The sequence below is a fragment of the Marinobacter sp. UBA5687 genome, from assembly GCF_002420325.1.
Taxonomy (GTDB): Bacteria; Pseudomonadota; Gammaproteobacteria; order Pseudomonadales; family Oleiphilaceae; genus Marinobacter; species Marinobacter nauticus.
This window is the reverse complement of sequence record NZ_DIHV01000108.1, coordinates 14,956-30,234: the sequence shown is the minus strand read 5'-3', so window position 1 is coordinate 30,234 and position 15,279 is coordinate 14,956. Positions and strand designations below refer to the sequence as shown.

General features: G+C 59.7%; 9 protein-coding genes. All 9 read left to right on the top strand.

All coding sequences use genetic code 11. The features are described from left to right. Positions 1 to 1,909 (top strand): transketolase (gene tkt, locus B3Y70_RS11120; protein WP_288589818.1); only part of this gene is annotated, 1,909 nt, incomplete at its 5' end. After that, complete coding sequence (locus B3Y70_RS11115) at positions 1,909 to 2,940, top strand: type I glyceraldehyde-3-phosphate dehydrogenase (RefSeq protein ID WP_273031041.1); 1,032 nt, start codon at positions 1,909 to 1,911, stop codon at positions 2,938 to 2,940. The genes tkt and B3Y70_RS11115, both read left to right, overlap by 1 nt. A gap of 252 nt (positions 2,941 to 3,192) precedes the next feature. Then, a complete protein-coding gene (locus tag B3Y70_RS11110) occupies positions 3,193 to 4,353 on the top strand; it encodes a phosphoglycerate kinase (protein WP_273031039.1) in 1,161 nt (386 codons plus the stop codon). A gap of 219 nt (positions 4,354 to 4,572) precedes the next feature. After that, positions 4,573 to 5,637 carry a class II fructose-bisphosphate aldolase gene (fba, locus tag B3Y70_RS11105; RefSeq protein ID WP_011786479.1) on the top strand — a complete coding sequence of 355 codons (1,065 nt, stop codon included), beginning with the start codon at positions 4,573 to 4,575 and terminating at the stop codon, positions 5,635 to 5,637. Positions 5,638 to 5,866: 229 nt separating this feature from the next. Next, entirely contained in the window at positions 5,867 to 6,928 is a 1,062-nt protein-coding gene (locus tag B3Y70_RS11100) for a zinc-binding metallopeptidase family protein (protein WP_022989737.1), read from the top strand. Positions 6,929 to 6,942: 14 nt separating this feature from the next. After that, positions 6,943 to 8,403, top strand: coding sequence for a circularly permuted type 2 ATP-grasp protein (locus B3Y70_RS11095; protein ID WP_011786477.1), 1,461 nt, complete (start codon positions 6,943 to 6,945; stop codon positions 8,401 to 8,403). A 1-nt stretch (position 8,404) separates the two neighbouring features. Beyond that, positions 8,405 to 9,343 carry an alpha-E domain-containing protein gene (locus tag B3Y70_RS11090; RefSeq protein ID WP_286895706.1) on the top strand — a complete coding sequence of 313 codons (939 nt, stop codon included), beginning with the start codon at positions 8,405 to 8,407 and terminating at the stop codon, positions 9,341 to 9,343. 35 nt (positions 9,344 to 9,378) lie between these two features. Further along, the gene (locus B3Y70_RS11085; protein ID WP_286895704.1) at positions 9,379 to 12,681 is read left to right on the top strand and encodes a DUF2126 domain-containing protein; all 3,303 of its coding nucleotides are present in this window, start codon (positions 9,379 to 9,381) and stop codon (positions 12,679 to 12,681) included. 89 nt (positions 12,682 to 12,770) lie between these two features. Next, positions 12,771 to 15,275 (top strand): circularly permuted type 2 ATP-grasp protein, encoded by a 2,505-nt coding sequence (locus B3Y70_RS11080; RefSeq protein WP_288589802.1) that lies wholly within the window; start codon positions 12,771 to 12,773, stop codon positions 15,273 to 15,275. Positions 15,276 to 15,279 lie beyond the last annotated feature (4 nt).

Sequence of the window (15,279 nt, the reverse complement as noted above, 5' to 3'; positions counted from 1 at the left end):
GGGTATGGCGGATATCGCCGAGGTGCTGTGGAACGATTACCTCAGCCACAACCCGGCTAACCCGCACTGGGCCAACCGTGACCGCTTCGTGCTGTCTAACGGCCATGGCTCCATGCTGCAGTATTCCCTGCTGCACCTGAGCGGGTACGACGTCAGCATTGATGACCTGAAGAACTTCCGTCAGCTGCACTCAAAAACACCGGGCCATCCGGAATACGGTTATACCCCGGGCATCGAGACCACCACCGGCCCGCTGGGTCAGGGCATCGCCAATGCTGTTGGCTTCGCGCTCGCAGAGAAGGCACTGGCCGCTCAGTTCAACCGTCCGGGCCACGACATTGTTGACCACTACACCTACGCATTCCTGGGCGACGGCTGCCTGATGGAAGGGATCTCCCACGAAGTCGCCTCTCTGGCCGGCACCCTGGGCCTGGGTAAACTGGTGTTCTTCTATGATGACAACGGCATCTCCATTGATGGAGAAGTAGAGGGCTGGTTCACCGACGACACGCCCAAGCGTTTCGAGTCCTACGGCTGGCAGGTTATCCCAAATGTTGATGGTCACGATTCCGATGCCATCCGTGCGGCCATTGAAGCTGCCCGTGCTAACACCGCGCAGCCCACCATTATTTGCTGCAAGACCATTATCGGCTTCGGTTCCCCCAACAAGCAGGGCAAGGAAGAGTGTCACGGTGCCCCGCTGGGTGACGATGAAATCGCTCTGACCCGCGAAGCCCTGGGCTGGCAGCACGGCCCGTTCGAGGTGCCGTCCGAGATCTACGCCGCGTGGGATGCCAAAGAAAAAGGCCAGGCTGCACAGAGTGCCTGGGAAGAGAAATTTGCGGCCTATGAGAAGGCCGAGCCGGAACTGGCCGCCGAGTTCAAACGCCGCATGGCGGGTGACCTGCCGGCAGACTTCGCCGAAAAAGCCCAGGCCTATATCCAGGAATGCCAGGACAAGGGCGAGACCGTTGCCTCCCGTAAGGCGTCCCAGAATTCCCTGAATGCCTACGGCCCGCTGCTGCCGGAACTGATGGGTGGCTCCGCCGACCTGGCCGGTTCCAACCTGACTATCTGGTCAGGCTGTAAAGGCGTGACCAAGGAAGATGCCTCCGGCAACTACATCTATTACGGTGTGCGCGAATTCGGCATGGCGGCCATCATGAACGGTATCGCTTTGCACGGTGGCTTCGTGCCCTACGGCGCCACCTTCCTGATCTTCATGGAATACTGCCGTAATGCCGTGCGCATGGCCGCACTGATGAAGCAGCGTTCGATCTTTGTCTTTACCCACGATTCCATCGGTCTGGGTGAAGATGGCCCGACCCACCAGCCTATCGAACAGCTGGCCAGCCTGCGCACAACGCCGAACATGAGCACCTGGCGCCCGGCTGATGCCGTAGAGTCTGCGGTGGCCTGGAAAGCAGCCCTGGAGCGTAGCGATGGCCCCACGGCCATGGTGTTCTCCCGTCAGAACCTGCCGCATCAGCAGCGTGATGCAGTACAACTGGCCAACGTCGCCAAGGGCGGCTACGTGCTGTCTGACAGCGAAGGCACCCCGGAACTGATCCTGATCGCCACCGGTTCTGAAGTGGGACTGGCCCAGGATGCTGCCGCCAAGCTGCGCGAGCAGGGCAAGGCTGTGCGTGTTGTATCCATGCCGTCCACTGACGTATTCGATGCCCAGAGTGCCGAGTACAAACAGCAGGTGTTGCCGCTGGAAGTCACCAACCGCATCGCCATCGAAGCCGGCATTGCCGACTACTGGTACAAGTATGTGGGCCTGGACGGTCGGGTTGTGGGCATGACCACCTTTGGTGAGTCTGCACCGGCCGGCGAGCTGTTCAAGGAATTCGGCTTCACCGTCGACAATATCCTGGAAGTGGCTGACGAACTGCTGGACGCCTGATGACCAACTCGACGCCGTTTCGCATCGCCATCAACGGGTACGGCCGCATCGGCCAGTGCGTGTTGCGGGCCCTGTATGAAAACGGCTATCGCGACCATCTGCAGGTGGTCGCGATCAACGAGTTGTCGGATATCGACACCATTGCCCACCTGACCAAGTACGACTCCACCCACGGGCGGTTTCACGGTGAGGTGGCGGTGGATGGCGATAACCTGGTGGTGAACGGCGACCGCATTCGAGTACTGCGTCACCCGGACCCGGCGGAACTGCCCTGGCGTTTGCTGAACGTAGACCTGGTGCTGGAATGTTCCGGTGCCTATTCCGACCGGGCCACGGCGGAAAAACACATTGAGGCGGGTGCACAACGCCTGCTGTTTTCCCAGCCGGGCGACCCGGATGTCGACCGCACCGTGGTCTTCGGTATCAATGATGGTGACCTCAACCGCCAGGATGTGATCGTGGCTGCAGGCTCTTGCACCACCAACTGCCTGGTGCCGGTGATCAAGGTTCTGGACGATGCCTTTGGCGTGGAGCAGGGCAGCACCACCACCATCCACGCCGCCATGAACGACCAGCCGGTGATCGACGCCTACCACCACCAGGACCTGCGCCGCACCCGCAGTGCGCTGCACAACATCGTGCCGGTAGACACCGGCCTGGCCCGCGGCATCGAGCGTTTGTTGCCCCACATGGAGGGGCGCTTCAGCTCCGTGGCCATGCGAGTGCCAACGCTCAATGTCTCTGCTATAGACATGGTGGTGAACGTGCGTGCAGCGACCGATGTTGCGGCGGTAAACCTGCTGCTGAAAAACGCGGCTAACGGATCGCTAAAAGGCATTCTCGGATACACCGACGAACTCCTGGCCAGCTCCGACTTCAACCACGACGCCCACTCCGGCGTAGTCGACGGCGGCCAGACCCGGGTGACCGGCGGCACCATGGTTAAAGTGCTGTGCTGGTTCGATAACGAATGGGGCTTTGCTAACCGGATGCTGGATGTCAGCCGGTGTTGGCTGAGTAGAACTGATTGATTGTTTCGCCACGGAATCCACGGAAGGACACGGAAAAAAAGATAAAGAAGAAATGATTTGCCACGAAATCCACGAAAGAACACGAAAAAAGATTATTGATTAAAAGCCCAAAAAGTCTTTGTCTTTAATTTAGTGTTTTTTCGTGGATTTAGTGGCCAAAAAATCTTTTGGTTTTTTCTTTTTTTCCGTGTCCTTCCGTGGATTCCGTGGCAAAAAACGCTTTTAAACTCGTAAGAAAATGGAATTGAGACTATGGCCATCAAAAAAATGACTGACCTGAACCTCGCCGGCAAGCGGGTTCTGATTCGTGAAGACCTGAACGTACCGGTCAAAGACGGCAAAGTATCCAGCGACGCCCGCATCCGCGCCTCGCTGCCGACCATCCAGGCGGCCAAAGACGCCGGAGCCAAAGTCATGCTGATGTCCCACCTCGGCCGCCCGGAAGAAGGCGTATACGACGAAGCCTCCTCCATGAAGCCGGTAGCCGAGCACCTGAGCACCCTGCTGGGCCAGGAAGTGCGCCTGATCAAGGATTACCTCGACGGCGTTGAAGTGGCCGACGGCGAAGTGGTGCTGTTCGAAAATGTCCGCTTCAACAAAGGCGAAAAGAAAGACAACGAAGACCTGGCCAAACAGTACGCCGCCCTGTGCGACATCTACGTGATGGACGCCTTCGGCACCGCCCACCGCGCCCAGGCCTCCACCCACGGTGTGGCAAAATTTGCCCCCGAAGCCTGCGCCGGCCCGCTGCTGGCAGCGGAACTGGACGCCCTTGGCAAGGCCCTCGACAACCCGGCAAAGCCGGTGGTGGCCATCGTCGGCGGCTCCAAAGTCTCCACCAAACTGGACGTCCTCAACGCCCTGGAAAAAGTGTGTGACCAGATCATCGTCGGCGGCGGCATCGCCAACACCTTCCTGGCCGCAGCCGGCCACCCGGTAGGCAAGTCCCTGTGCGAACACGACCTGGTCGACACCGCCAAAGACATCGCCAGTCGCGTGGAAATCCCGCTGCCGGTAGACGTAGTGGTCGCCAGCGAATTCGCGGAAACCGCCACCGCCACCGTGAAAAACATCTCCGACGTCGGCGCCGACGACATGATCCTCGACGTAGGCCCGGAAACTGCCGGCCAGTTTGCCGAGTTGCTGAAAAACGCCAAAACCATCCTGTGGAACGGCCCGGTTGGCGTATTCGAATTCGACCAGTTCGGCAACGGAACCAAGGCCCTCGCCCAGGCCATCGCCGAAAGCGACGCCTTCTCCCTCGCCGGCGGCGGCGACACCGTCGCGGCCGTTGACAAATACGGCGTAGCTGACAAGATCTCCTACATCTCCACCGGCGGCGGCGCATTCCTGGAATTCGTGGAAGGCAAAACCCTGCCGGCAGTAGCTGTACTGGAAGAGCGCGGCGCGTAATCAACAAAGCGATTCTGAGAGAAACCCGCACAGGGCCAGAATCGCAAGGAGGGTGGGGTAGGCCTTCCGGGACTGTGCGCAGCAGGGAAGCTGCGCTCAAGCGTACACGGACGTATTCACAGCGTGTCCCGGAAGGCCTACCCCACACTCCGAAGCAGACTCCCAAGTCTGAAAACGAACAGAATTCAAACCTCAAAAAGTCAACGAAGGAGACAACCCATGGCCCTGATTTCGCTGCGGCAACTTCTGGACCACGCCGCCGAGCACGGTTACGGTGTGCCAGCCTTTAACGTGAACAACCTCGAACAAATGCGCGCCATCATGGAAGCCGCCGACAAAACCGACTCCCCGGTCATTGTCCAGGCCTCCGCCGGTGCCCGCAAATACGCCGGTGCCCCGTTCCTGCGCCACCTGATCCTGGCCGCCATCGAAGAATGGCCACACATCCCGGTGGTTATGCACCAGGACCACGGCACCAGCCCCGCAGTTTGCCAGCGCTCCATCCAGCTCGGCTTCAGCTCCGTGATGATGGACGGCTCCCTGGGTGAAGACGGCAAAACCCCGACCAGCTACGAATACAACGTCGACGTAACCCGTCGCACCGTTGAAATGGCCCACGCCTGTGGTGTCTCCGTAGAAGGTGAACTGGGCTGCCTGGGCTCCCTCGAAACCGGCCAGGCCGGTGAAGAAGACGGCATTGGCGCCGAAGGCACTCTGGACCATAGCCAGATGCTGACCGACCCGGAAGAAGCTGCCGACTTCGTCCAGAAAACCCAGGTAGACGCACTGGCCATCGCCATCGGCACTAGCCACGGCGCCTACAAGTTCACCCGTCCGCCCACAGGTGACATCCTGGCCATCGACCAGATCAAAGCGATCCACGCCCGCATCCCGGACACCCACCTGGTCATGCACGGCTCCAGCTCCGTACCTCAGGAGTGGCTGAAAGTGATCAACGAATTCGGCGGCGAGATCCCGGAAACCTACGGTGTACCGGTGGAAGAAATCGTCGAAGGTATCAAGCACGGTGTGCGTAAGGTCAACATCGACACCGACCTGCGTCTGGCCTCTACCGGCGCCGTTCGTCGCTTCATGGCCCAGAACCCGGCGGAATTTGACCCGCGCAAATTCCTCAAGGCCACCATGGTTGCCATGACCGACATTTGTGTCGCCCGCTACGAAGCCTTCGGCTGCGCCGGCCAGGCCAGCAAGATCAAGCCGCTGAACCTCGAACAGATGTTCGAACGTTATGCGGCTGGCGAGCTGGACCCCAAGGTCAAGTAAGTCCCGCCTTGAAGCCCCCGACCTCCGGGGGCTTTTTCCTGATGGGTGATCTGAAAACCCTTCCCCCATGTTGATCCCCGCACTTATCGCTGCACCAAAGAACAGGATGCCGACGGCAAGAGTTGTCGCTCCGAAGGTTGGTATTGCTTAACGGCAGTTTTGCGTTTTGGCGTGGATGGCCAATACTTGAAGGCGTGCTTTTCCCGGTATTGGCCAAGGATGCCTTCCAATGAAGCTGTTCCACTGCGGTCGATGTGCCAACCTGCTTTACTTTGAAAACAGTCGCTGTACCCATTGCGGAGCTGACCTGGGCTTTGCCCCGGATGTCATGGATTTGCTGGCGATCGAGCCGGAAGGCGATAACACCTGGGCGACGGTCGCACGTGGTGATCTCTACCGGTTGTGTGACAACTATCAGAATCAGCGAGCCTGTAACTGGCTGATCCCCAAAACCGATCCGCATACCTTCTGTGTTGCCTGTCGCCTCAATCGCACCATTCCGGATCTCAGCATCGAGAAGAACAATGATCTCTGGCGTCGCCTCGAAAAAGAGAAACGGCGGCTTGTGTATTCCGTCTTGCGCCTGGGACTCCCGTGCGAACCCCGGAACGAAGATCAGCTTGGGCTGGCATTCGATTTTCTGGCCGATCAGCCGGCTATGTTTGACGAGCGTAAAAAAGTAACGACAGGCCATGCCAATGGCGTCATTACCATCAACATCGCCGAAGCAGACCCGGTGGAACGCGAGCGGATGCGCAACCAGATGGCCGAGCCGTATCGCACTGTTTTAGGGCATTTTCGCCATGAGTCCGGACACTATTACTGGGATCTGCTTGTCCGGAGTAGCCCGTGGCTGGGCAAATTCCGGGACCTTTTTGGTGATGAGACCAGAGACTACAGGCAAGCGCTGGACCAGCATTACCAATACGGCCCGCCATCTGACTGGCAAAGCCGATACATCAGCGCCTATGCCGGCAGCCATGCCTGGGAGGACTGGGCAGAGACCTGGGCACACTATCTGCATATGGTGGATGCATTGGAAACGGCCTGGCAGTTTGGCCTGCGGCTACACGCCCAACAGAGCCCGACAACAAGCAACGAACCTGGTCCGGCGTTTGATCCCTACCTGGCAGGCGATTTCGATGCGCTGATCAGGCATTGGTTGCCTTTGACGCTTGCGCTCAACAGCCTGAACCGAAGCATGGGGCACGACGACGCCTACCCCTTTGTGCTGGCGCCTGCGGTGGTGGAGAAGCTCCGTCTGGTGCACCAGATCGCTCACGGACGTTAATGAAAGGATCCCGAATGAAAAAGAACAAAGCGATTGACTGGAAAAACTACGATCCCAACGACTTCTACGATGAGCTGATCGCTGCCAAAGGGAAGCCCAGACGAGCCGCGACGGCGATTACCGACTACCTGGGCAATCTCGGGTCCGAGGAGATCCAGGCGCGCCAGCAGGCTGCCGAACTGGCGATACTGGAGATGGGGATCAGTTTCACCATCTACAGCGAGGGCGAGAATATCGACCGGGCCTGGCCTTTCGATATCATTCCCCGGGTGATCTCGCTCCGGGAGTGGGAAAACATTGAACAAGGGCTGGCCCAGCGCCTGACGGCCCTCAACATGTTCATTAACGATATCTACAACGACCAGAATATCGTCAAAGACAAGGTCATTCCCAAGTACGTGTTCGCCAACTCCAAGAACTTCCGCGAGCAGTGCCGTGGTTTTACGCCGCCACTGGGGGTCTGGGCCCACATCTGCGGATCGGATCTGGTGAGAGACAAGGACGGAAAGGTATATGTTCTTGAGGACAACCTGCGGGTTCCTTCCGGTGTTTCCTACATGCTGGAAAATCGCCAACTGACCAAGCGGGTGTTCCCGGAACTGTTCGACAACAACAGTATCCTGCCGGTGGATGACTACACCAACCAGCTGTTCGACATGTTGGCGTCGATTTCTCCAAGGCCCCAGGATCATCCAAGAATTGCGGTACTCACCCCGGGGATTTTCAATTCGGCCTATTTCGAGCACTCGTTCCTGGCGCAGCGCATGGGGGCCGAGCTGGTGGAGGGGGCTGATCTGGTCGTTGGTGAAGACGATTGCGTGTACATGCGCACAGTAGAGGGCCTGGAGCGCGTGGACGTGATCTACCGGCGCATTGATGACGACTTTCTGGACCCGGAAGTCTTTCGGGCAGACTCTACCCTGGGCGTGCCGGGCCTGATGCGAGCCTGGCGCAATGGCAAGGTTGGCCTGGCCAACGCGCCCGGTGCCGGTGTGGCTGATGACAAGGTGATCTACGCCTTTGTGCCAGACATGATCCGCTATTACCTCGATGAGGAGCCGATCATCCCCAACGTGCCCACCTATATGTGCGTGAACAAACAGGACCAGGAGTATGTGCTCGAGCACCTGGACGAGCTGGTGGTCAAACCGGCGAACGAGTCTGGTGGTTACGGCATGCTGGTGGGGCCGCATTCCACCAAGAAGCAGCGCACCGAATTTGCCCGTCTGATCAAGAAGAACCCACGCAACTACATCGCCCAGCCCACGTTGAGTCTGTCGGTCGCTCCCACGCTGTGCGACGAGGGTTTGGCGCCGAGGCACCTGGATCTGCGGCCTTTCGTGCTGCAGGGCGTGCGAACCTACGTTACCGCCGGCGGGCTCACGCGGGTGGCGATGCGCAAGGGCTCCCTGGTGGTGAATTCTTCCCAGGGCGGTGGAAGCAAGGATACCTGGATCGTGGACGAGGAGAATTGATGTGCTGTCACGTGTAGCGGAAAGACTGTACTGGATGGCCCGATACCTTGAACGGGCCGAGAACAGCGCCCGGATGATCATGGCTTTCAATTCCCTGGCGCTGGATATGCCGCGGGAAAGCCAGCTGTCCTGGAAGAGCCTGGTAGCGGTTACCGGCATGGAAGCCCTGTTCGATCAGCACCATCAGAAAGCAGATGAGCGCAATTGTGTGAAGTTTCTGATGGCAGACAGCTACAACCCGAGTTCCATTGCTTCCTGCATCAAGGCCGCCCGGGAGAATGTGCGTACCACACGGGATCAGGTGCCGACCGACGCCTGGGAAGTCATCAATGAGCTTTATCGATACATCCAGGAGCACATGGATCAGGGGATAGGTAAACGGGCGAGATACGAATTCCTGAACGAAATCGTTGGCCGCTGCCAGATGCTCAACGGCCTGCTGGCTGGGTGTATGAGTCATGACGAGGGCTACGACTTCATCCGGGTCGGGCGCAACCTTGAGCGGGCAGACATGGCCACGCGACAGATTGAGGTGGGTGCCTTACAGTTCCTCGATGGCTGGGATGGCACCGAAACCTACGGCGGGCTCTTGTGGACCAGCGTTCTGCGCTACCAGAGTGCCTTCCAGATGTACCGTCACAACGTGCGACGCAAGGTCAGTGGGCCTCTGGTGATTCGCTTCCTGTTGCAGAACGAACCCTTCCCGCGCTCGGTGCTGCACAGTCTCAGCGAAGTGGCCGGTGCCCTCAGTCGCCTGCCCAGGAACGAAATTCCGCTGCGCACGGCACTGCAGGCAGTCCGTCATACCCGTGAAGGCGACGTGGATGCGTTAATCCGCAAGGAGGACGTGATCCTGTTCCTGGAGAACCTGCAGCTGGACATCGGTGAACTTCACGACGACATTGCAGAGACCTGGTTTCCTGTCTACGAGACAGCCTGAAACTCCCAACACTATTCGCCTGCGAGATAGGTTCCATGTCGATTCACGTTGCCCTGTGTCACACCACTCACTATCGCTACGAGCGCCCCATCACCCTGGGGCCGCAGATCGTTCGCTTGCGCCCCTGCCCGCATGCGCGAACCCGGATTCTCAGTTACTCATTGAAGGTTGAGCCCGAAGGTTACTTCCTGAACTGGCAACAGGACCCGCAGGCCAACTATCTGGCCCGTCTGGTGTTCCCGGAAAAAACCAACGAGCTGAAGATCACGGTGGACCTGGTTGCTGAGATGGCCGTGATCAACCCGTTTGATTTCTTTCTGGAACCCCGGGCGGAGACCATTCCCTTCGACTATGAGGAATGGCAGACGGCGGAGCTGGCGCCTTACTTGCAGAAACTGCCGGAAACACCGGAATTCCGGAAATGGATGGCCACCATAGACCGCAAGGAAAGGCCCAGCGTGGATTTCCTGGTGGGCGTAAATCAGCGGCTTGCCAACCGGATTGATTATCTGATCCGGATGGAGCCGGGTGTCCAGACGCCGGAAGAGACCCTGAAAAAAGGCTCCGGATCCTGTCGGGATTCCACCTGGTTGCTGGTCCAGACGCTGCGGCACCTGGGCCTGGCGGCGCGGTTCGTGTCCGGCTACCTGATTCAGCTCAAGGCGGACCAGAAAGCCCTGGATGGTCCCTCGGGCGCGGAGGAAGACTTCACTGACCTGCACGCCTGGTGCGAGGTCTTCCTGCCCGGCGCCGGTTGGGTGGGACTGGACCCGACGTCTGGCCTGTTTGCCGGTGAAGGGCATATTCCGCTGGCCTGCAGCCCGGATCCGTCCTCGGCGGCTCCCATTTCCGGCATGGTGGAAGACTGCGAGGTGAAATTTGAGCATCAGATGGGCGTCCAGCGCATCTGGGAAGCGCCGCGGGTGACCAAACCCTACACCGAGGAGCAGTGGCAACGCATTGTGGATCTTGGCCATGAGGTGGATCAGCGACTGACCGAGCTGGATGTGCGCCTGACCCAGGGCGGTGAACCCACCTTCGTGGCCAATCACGACCGTGATGAGCCGGAGTGGAACACCGAGGCTATGGGCCCCACCAAGCGGAAAAAGGCCATTGAGCTCTACCACCGGATGCGGGACCGCTATGGTGCCGGTGGCCTGGTGCACTTCGGCCAGGGCAAGTGGTACCCGGGCGAGCCGTTGCCGCGGTGGTCACTGAACTGCTTCTGGCGCAAGGATGGTGAGCCAATCTGGCAGGATGAACGGTGGCTGGCGGACGAGCGTACTGAAGGCAAGGCAAGCCCGGAAGATGCTCACCGGTTTTTGGCAGCCCTGGCGAAGGAACTGGGTGTCGATGAAAAGCACGTGTTCCCGGGGTTCGAGGATGCCTTTTATTACCTGTGGCGGGAACGACGGCTGCCGGTCAACGTCGATCCCTTTGATGCCAAGCTTGAGAATGCCCTTGAGCGGAAGCAGCTTCAGCAGATATTCAGCCGGGGTCTGGATGAGCCCGTTGGCTACGTGCTGCCACTGCGTGTTTCCGAAAAGGAGAAGGCCTGGGAGACCGGACCCTGGTTCCTGCGCAGCGAGCGCTGCTATCTGATTCCGGGCGGCTCACCCATGGGCCACCGACTGCCGCTGGACAGCCAGCCCTGGGTGGAAGAAGCGGATTACGCCTGGATACACGAGCAGGACCCGTTTGCCCCCCGTGGTCCGTTGCCCGCCAGTGAGCAGATCCGTCAATGGAACAGCCGAAGCCAGTCTGGCCAGCCGTCTTCGGAGCGGAAGCCGCCGGCAAAAGGCAAGTCGGCCCCCGAGATTGTCCGCACGGCCCTGTGTGTTGAGCCCCGGGAGGGCATCCTTCGCGTTTTCATGCCGCCGCTGGCGGAGCTGGAACCCTATCTTGTGCTGGTCTCGGCCATCGAGAAAACCGCCGCAGAGCTCAAACAACCGGTCTTGCTGGAAGGCTATGAGCCACCTTCCGACCCACGGTTGAGTCATTTCCGGATTACCCCGGACCCGGGGGTGATCGAAGTGAATGTACAGCCGGTCAAGACCTGGGACGAACTGGTTGAACAGACCGAGACGCTCTATGCAGACGCCTACGAATGCCGGCTCACGTCCGAGAAGTTCATGATGGACGGCCGTCATACCGGCACCGGTGGCGGCAACCATTTTGTGTTGGGTTCGCAAAAGGCCGAGGATTCTCCGTTCCTGCGGCGCCCGGATCTGTTGCGCAGCCTGATCAGCTACTGGCATAACCATCCCAGTCTGTCCTACCTGTTTTCCGGCCTGTTCATCGGCCCCAGCTCCCAGGCCCCCAGGATTGACGAGGCCCGTAACGACCATGTCTTCGAAATGGAGCTGGCCTTCAAGGAGATGGAGCGGTTATGCCCGGTGGGCAAGAAAATCGCGCCCTGGATGGTGGACCGCTTGCTCCGGGACCTGCTCACCGACGTAACCGGCAATACCCACCGGGCCGAGTTCTGTATCGACAAGCTCTATTCCCCGGACGGTCCGGGCGGGCGTCACGGTTTGCTGGAGCTGCGTGCCTTCGAGATGCCGCCCCATGCCCGCATGAGCCTGACCCAGCAACTGCTGTTGCGCGCGCTGGTGGCACGCTTCTGGGAGCAACCCTACAAGCCGCCAGGGCTGGTGCGCTGGGGCACCGAACTGCACGACCGGTTCCTGCTGCCTCACTATGTCTGGCAGGATTTCGAAGATGTGATCGACGATATGAAGGCCCGTGGTTACCCGCTGGAGAGCGAGTGGTTCGCGCCCCATTTCGAGTTCCGGTTCCCCCGGATCGGCGACTACAAGGTCAAGGGCATCACCCTTGAACTGCGATCCGCCCTGGAGCCCTGGCACGTCACCGGTGAGCACGGTGCAATTGGTGGCACTGCCCGTTATGTGGATTCCTCCCTGGAGCGTCTGCAGGTGAGGGTGCGCGGTGCTGCGCCGGATCGTTACCAGATCACCTGTAATCAGGTGCCTCTGCCACTTCAGCCTACCGGCATGGTGGGCGAGTCGGTCGCCGGGGTCCGTTACCGGGCCTGGCAGCCGTCGCAGTGCATGCACCCGACCATCGGGGTGGATGGGCCGCTGGTGTTTGATATCGTGGACACCTGGAACGAACGCAGTCTGGGCGGGTGTGAGTATCACGTGACCCATCCCGGTGGCCGGAATTTCGAGACGCTGCCGGTGAATTCGTTCGAGGCTGAAGGCCGCCGTATGGCGCGTTTCTTCCGGATGGGGCACAGCTCAGGCCAGCAACCCCTGCGGCCGGTGCCGGAGCACCGGGAGTTCCCGTTCACCCTGGATTTGCGGTATCACAAATAACATGTGTGAACTTACCGTTTGATACTGGCTCAGGGGGCTGGAAAGCGGCTATGCTTCCAGCTCATTGACTAACGGAGCCCGAATTCACGGTGGCGAAGCAGCGCGCAGTAACGGACATCCTCCGCCAGTACCATCCGGTGCCGGATCGGTTTGATGAGCTTGGTTCCCTGGGTTCCGGGCCAAAGCCCCATTGGCGGCCGTTGTTGCAACAGTTGAACCTTGAATCGGTTGCCGGTCTCAATCTCAGGGCTCAGGCGGTTTCCAGCGCGATTGCCGAAGACGGGGTAACCTACAACGTCTACGAGGATCCCCGTGGCGATACCCGGCCCTGGGAAGTCGATCTGCTGCCGCTGGTTCTGGGCGCGGATGAGTGGCAATGGCTTTCGAAAGCGGTCGCCCAGCGAGCTGAACTGCTGGATAGCGTTCTGGGCGATCTGTATGGCGAACAGGCGTTGCTCAAAGAGGGCTTGATGCCGCCGGCCCTGGTTTACGGTCAGGCTGGTTTTCAATGGCCCTGCCAGGGCATACAGCCGGTGAGTGGCCGCTTCCTTCACCTTTATGCGGTGGATCTGGCGCGGGCGCCGGATGGCGGCTGGTGGGTGATGGCGGACAGGACCCAGGCCCCTTCGGGGGCGGGTTACGCCCTGCAAAACCGGTTGGTCATCTCCCGGGCGTTCCCCGCGCCCTTCCACAACCTGCCAGTGACCAACCTGGCGGAATTCTTCCAGGGGTTCCAGAACAGTCTTGCGAGCATGTCTCCGGCGCGAAATGAGACCGCGTTGTGTGTGCTTCTGACACCGGGCCGTTTTAACGAAACCTATTTCGAACACGTATTTCTTGCCCGCTACCTCGGTTTACCTCTGGTGGAAGGTCAGGATCTCACCGTGCGCGATGACACCGTCTACCTGAAAACACTTCAGGGCCTGCGTCGTGTGCATGCCATCTATCGCCGGCTCGATGATGGCTTTTGTGATCCGCTGGAACTCCGGGCCGATTCCGTGCTGGGTATCCCGGGCTTGCTGGGTGCTGTGCGAGCCGGCAAAGTGCTGATGGCAAACGCCCTGGGCTCCGGCGTTCTCGAAAGTGCGGCTCTGTTCGGTTTTCTGCCGGAGATTTCAAAAAAACTGCTGGGTTCACCTCTGGCTATGCCATCCGTGGCCTCCTGGTGGTGTGGTGAGAAACCCGCGTTGGACTATGTCATTGAGCACCTCGACGAACTGGTCATCAAACCGGCATTTGCGAGTATGCGCATGGAGCCGGTGTTCGGGTATCAGATGAGGGGGGCAGAACGGACCGCACTGATCAAGAAGATGAATGCCCACCCCCATGCTTTTGTCGGGCAGGAGTTGGTTCACCTTTCTCAGGCCCCGGTCTGGAAGGGTGATCAGAATCAGCCGCTGGCAACCCGGTCTATTGGCCTGCGCCTGTTCGCGGCGGCCACGCCCTCCGGCTGGCGGGTGATGCCCGGTGGATTGACCCGTGTCGCCATGGATGAGGGCGTGGAGGTCATCTCCATGCAGCGGGGCGGGTTGTCGAAGGATACCTGGGTACAGTCGCGTTACACCGCGCCTTCCAAATCGCTGATCAAGAAACGGTTGCAGGTTTCCGACCTGCTGGATGGCGAGCGGGACACGCCGTCCCGTGTGGGCGAAAATCTGTTCTGGATGGGCCGGCATTCTGAGCGGGCGGAAGGCACGGCTCGCTTGCTGAGGGCAGCGTTCAACCGGTTGTCGGGGCACGATCAGGCCAGCGAGGAGGCTCTGCTTGGGCTCCAGCAGGCGGCCGAGCAGTTCGGCACGCTTCCTGAGCCGGAAAAAGATGTCGTACCCGAGCCTCTCCCCGAGGCTTTGCTGAGAGCAGTAAGTGACCAGGAATCCCCGGGGTCGATTGCGTCGATCATCCAGGCCTTGCTGTTCAATGCCAGCCAGGTCCGGGATCGGTTGTCCACAGACAACTGGCACACACTCAACCGGGTGGGGAAACCTCTCAGTCCGGCGCCGGCGACGCCAGAACAATCAATCCGGGCGTTGAATCTGGTGTTGCTGGATTGCATCTCACTGGCTGGATTTGCCATGGATGACATTACGCGGGACGCCAGTTGGGTTTTCCTGGTGATCGGGCGGCGCCTGGAGCGGTTGGCCAATCTGTGCACCCTGATTTGTGTGCCGCTGTTCAGTGACCGCTTCAGTCGTAACGCCATGCTGGAGTGGCTGCTGGAAGTAGCAAACTCGGAAGTGACCTACCGGACCCGATATCGCCGGACGCCAGAGCTTCTGGGGGTGCTTCACACCATTGTGATCGACGCGAGCAACCCCCATTCTGTGATGTTCCAGTTGCGCCAGTTGCAGAAGGATTTACCCGAAATGGGTCAGAAAACCGGACAGCTGTTTTCCCCTGATCTGAATGACTCCCTGCGTCGTTTACAAGGGTTGGATCTGCACCCGTTTGAGCGCAAGCACCCGGATCAGGCCTGCGAAGCTCTGGCAGAGCTCTTGTGTGATATCCGGTCAGAAGCCTATCGTGTATCGGATGAAATCCAACGGCAGTGTTTTATTCACACCCGGTATTCCGACCGGCCGGTGAAAGCGGATTAAGGCG

Coding starts and splice junctions, on each gene's coding strand:
- B3Y70_RS11115 (WP_273031041.1), top strand. CDS start 1,909: ATGACCAACTCGACGCCGTTTCGCATCGCCATCAACGGGTACGGCCGC.
- B3Y70_RS11110 (WP_273031039.1), top strand. CDS start 3,193: ATGGCCATCAAAAAAATGACTGACCTGAACCTCGCCGGCAAGCGGGTT.
- fba (WP_011786479.1), top strand. CDS start 4,573: ATGGCCCTGATTTCGCTGCGGCAACTTCTGGACCACGCCGCCGAGCAC.
- B3Y70_RS11100 (WP_022989737.1), top strand. CDS start 5,867: ATGAAGCTGTTCCACTGCGGTCGATGTGCCAACCTGCTTTACTTTGAA.
- B3Y70_RS11095 (WP_011786477.1), top strand. CDS start 6,943: ATGAAAAAGAACAAAGCGATTGACTGGAAAAACTACGATCCCAACGAC.
- B3Y70_RS11085 (WP_286895704.1), top strand. CDS start 9,379: ATGTCGATTCACGTTGCCCTGTGTCACACCACTCACTATCGCTACGAG.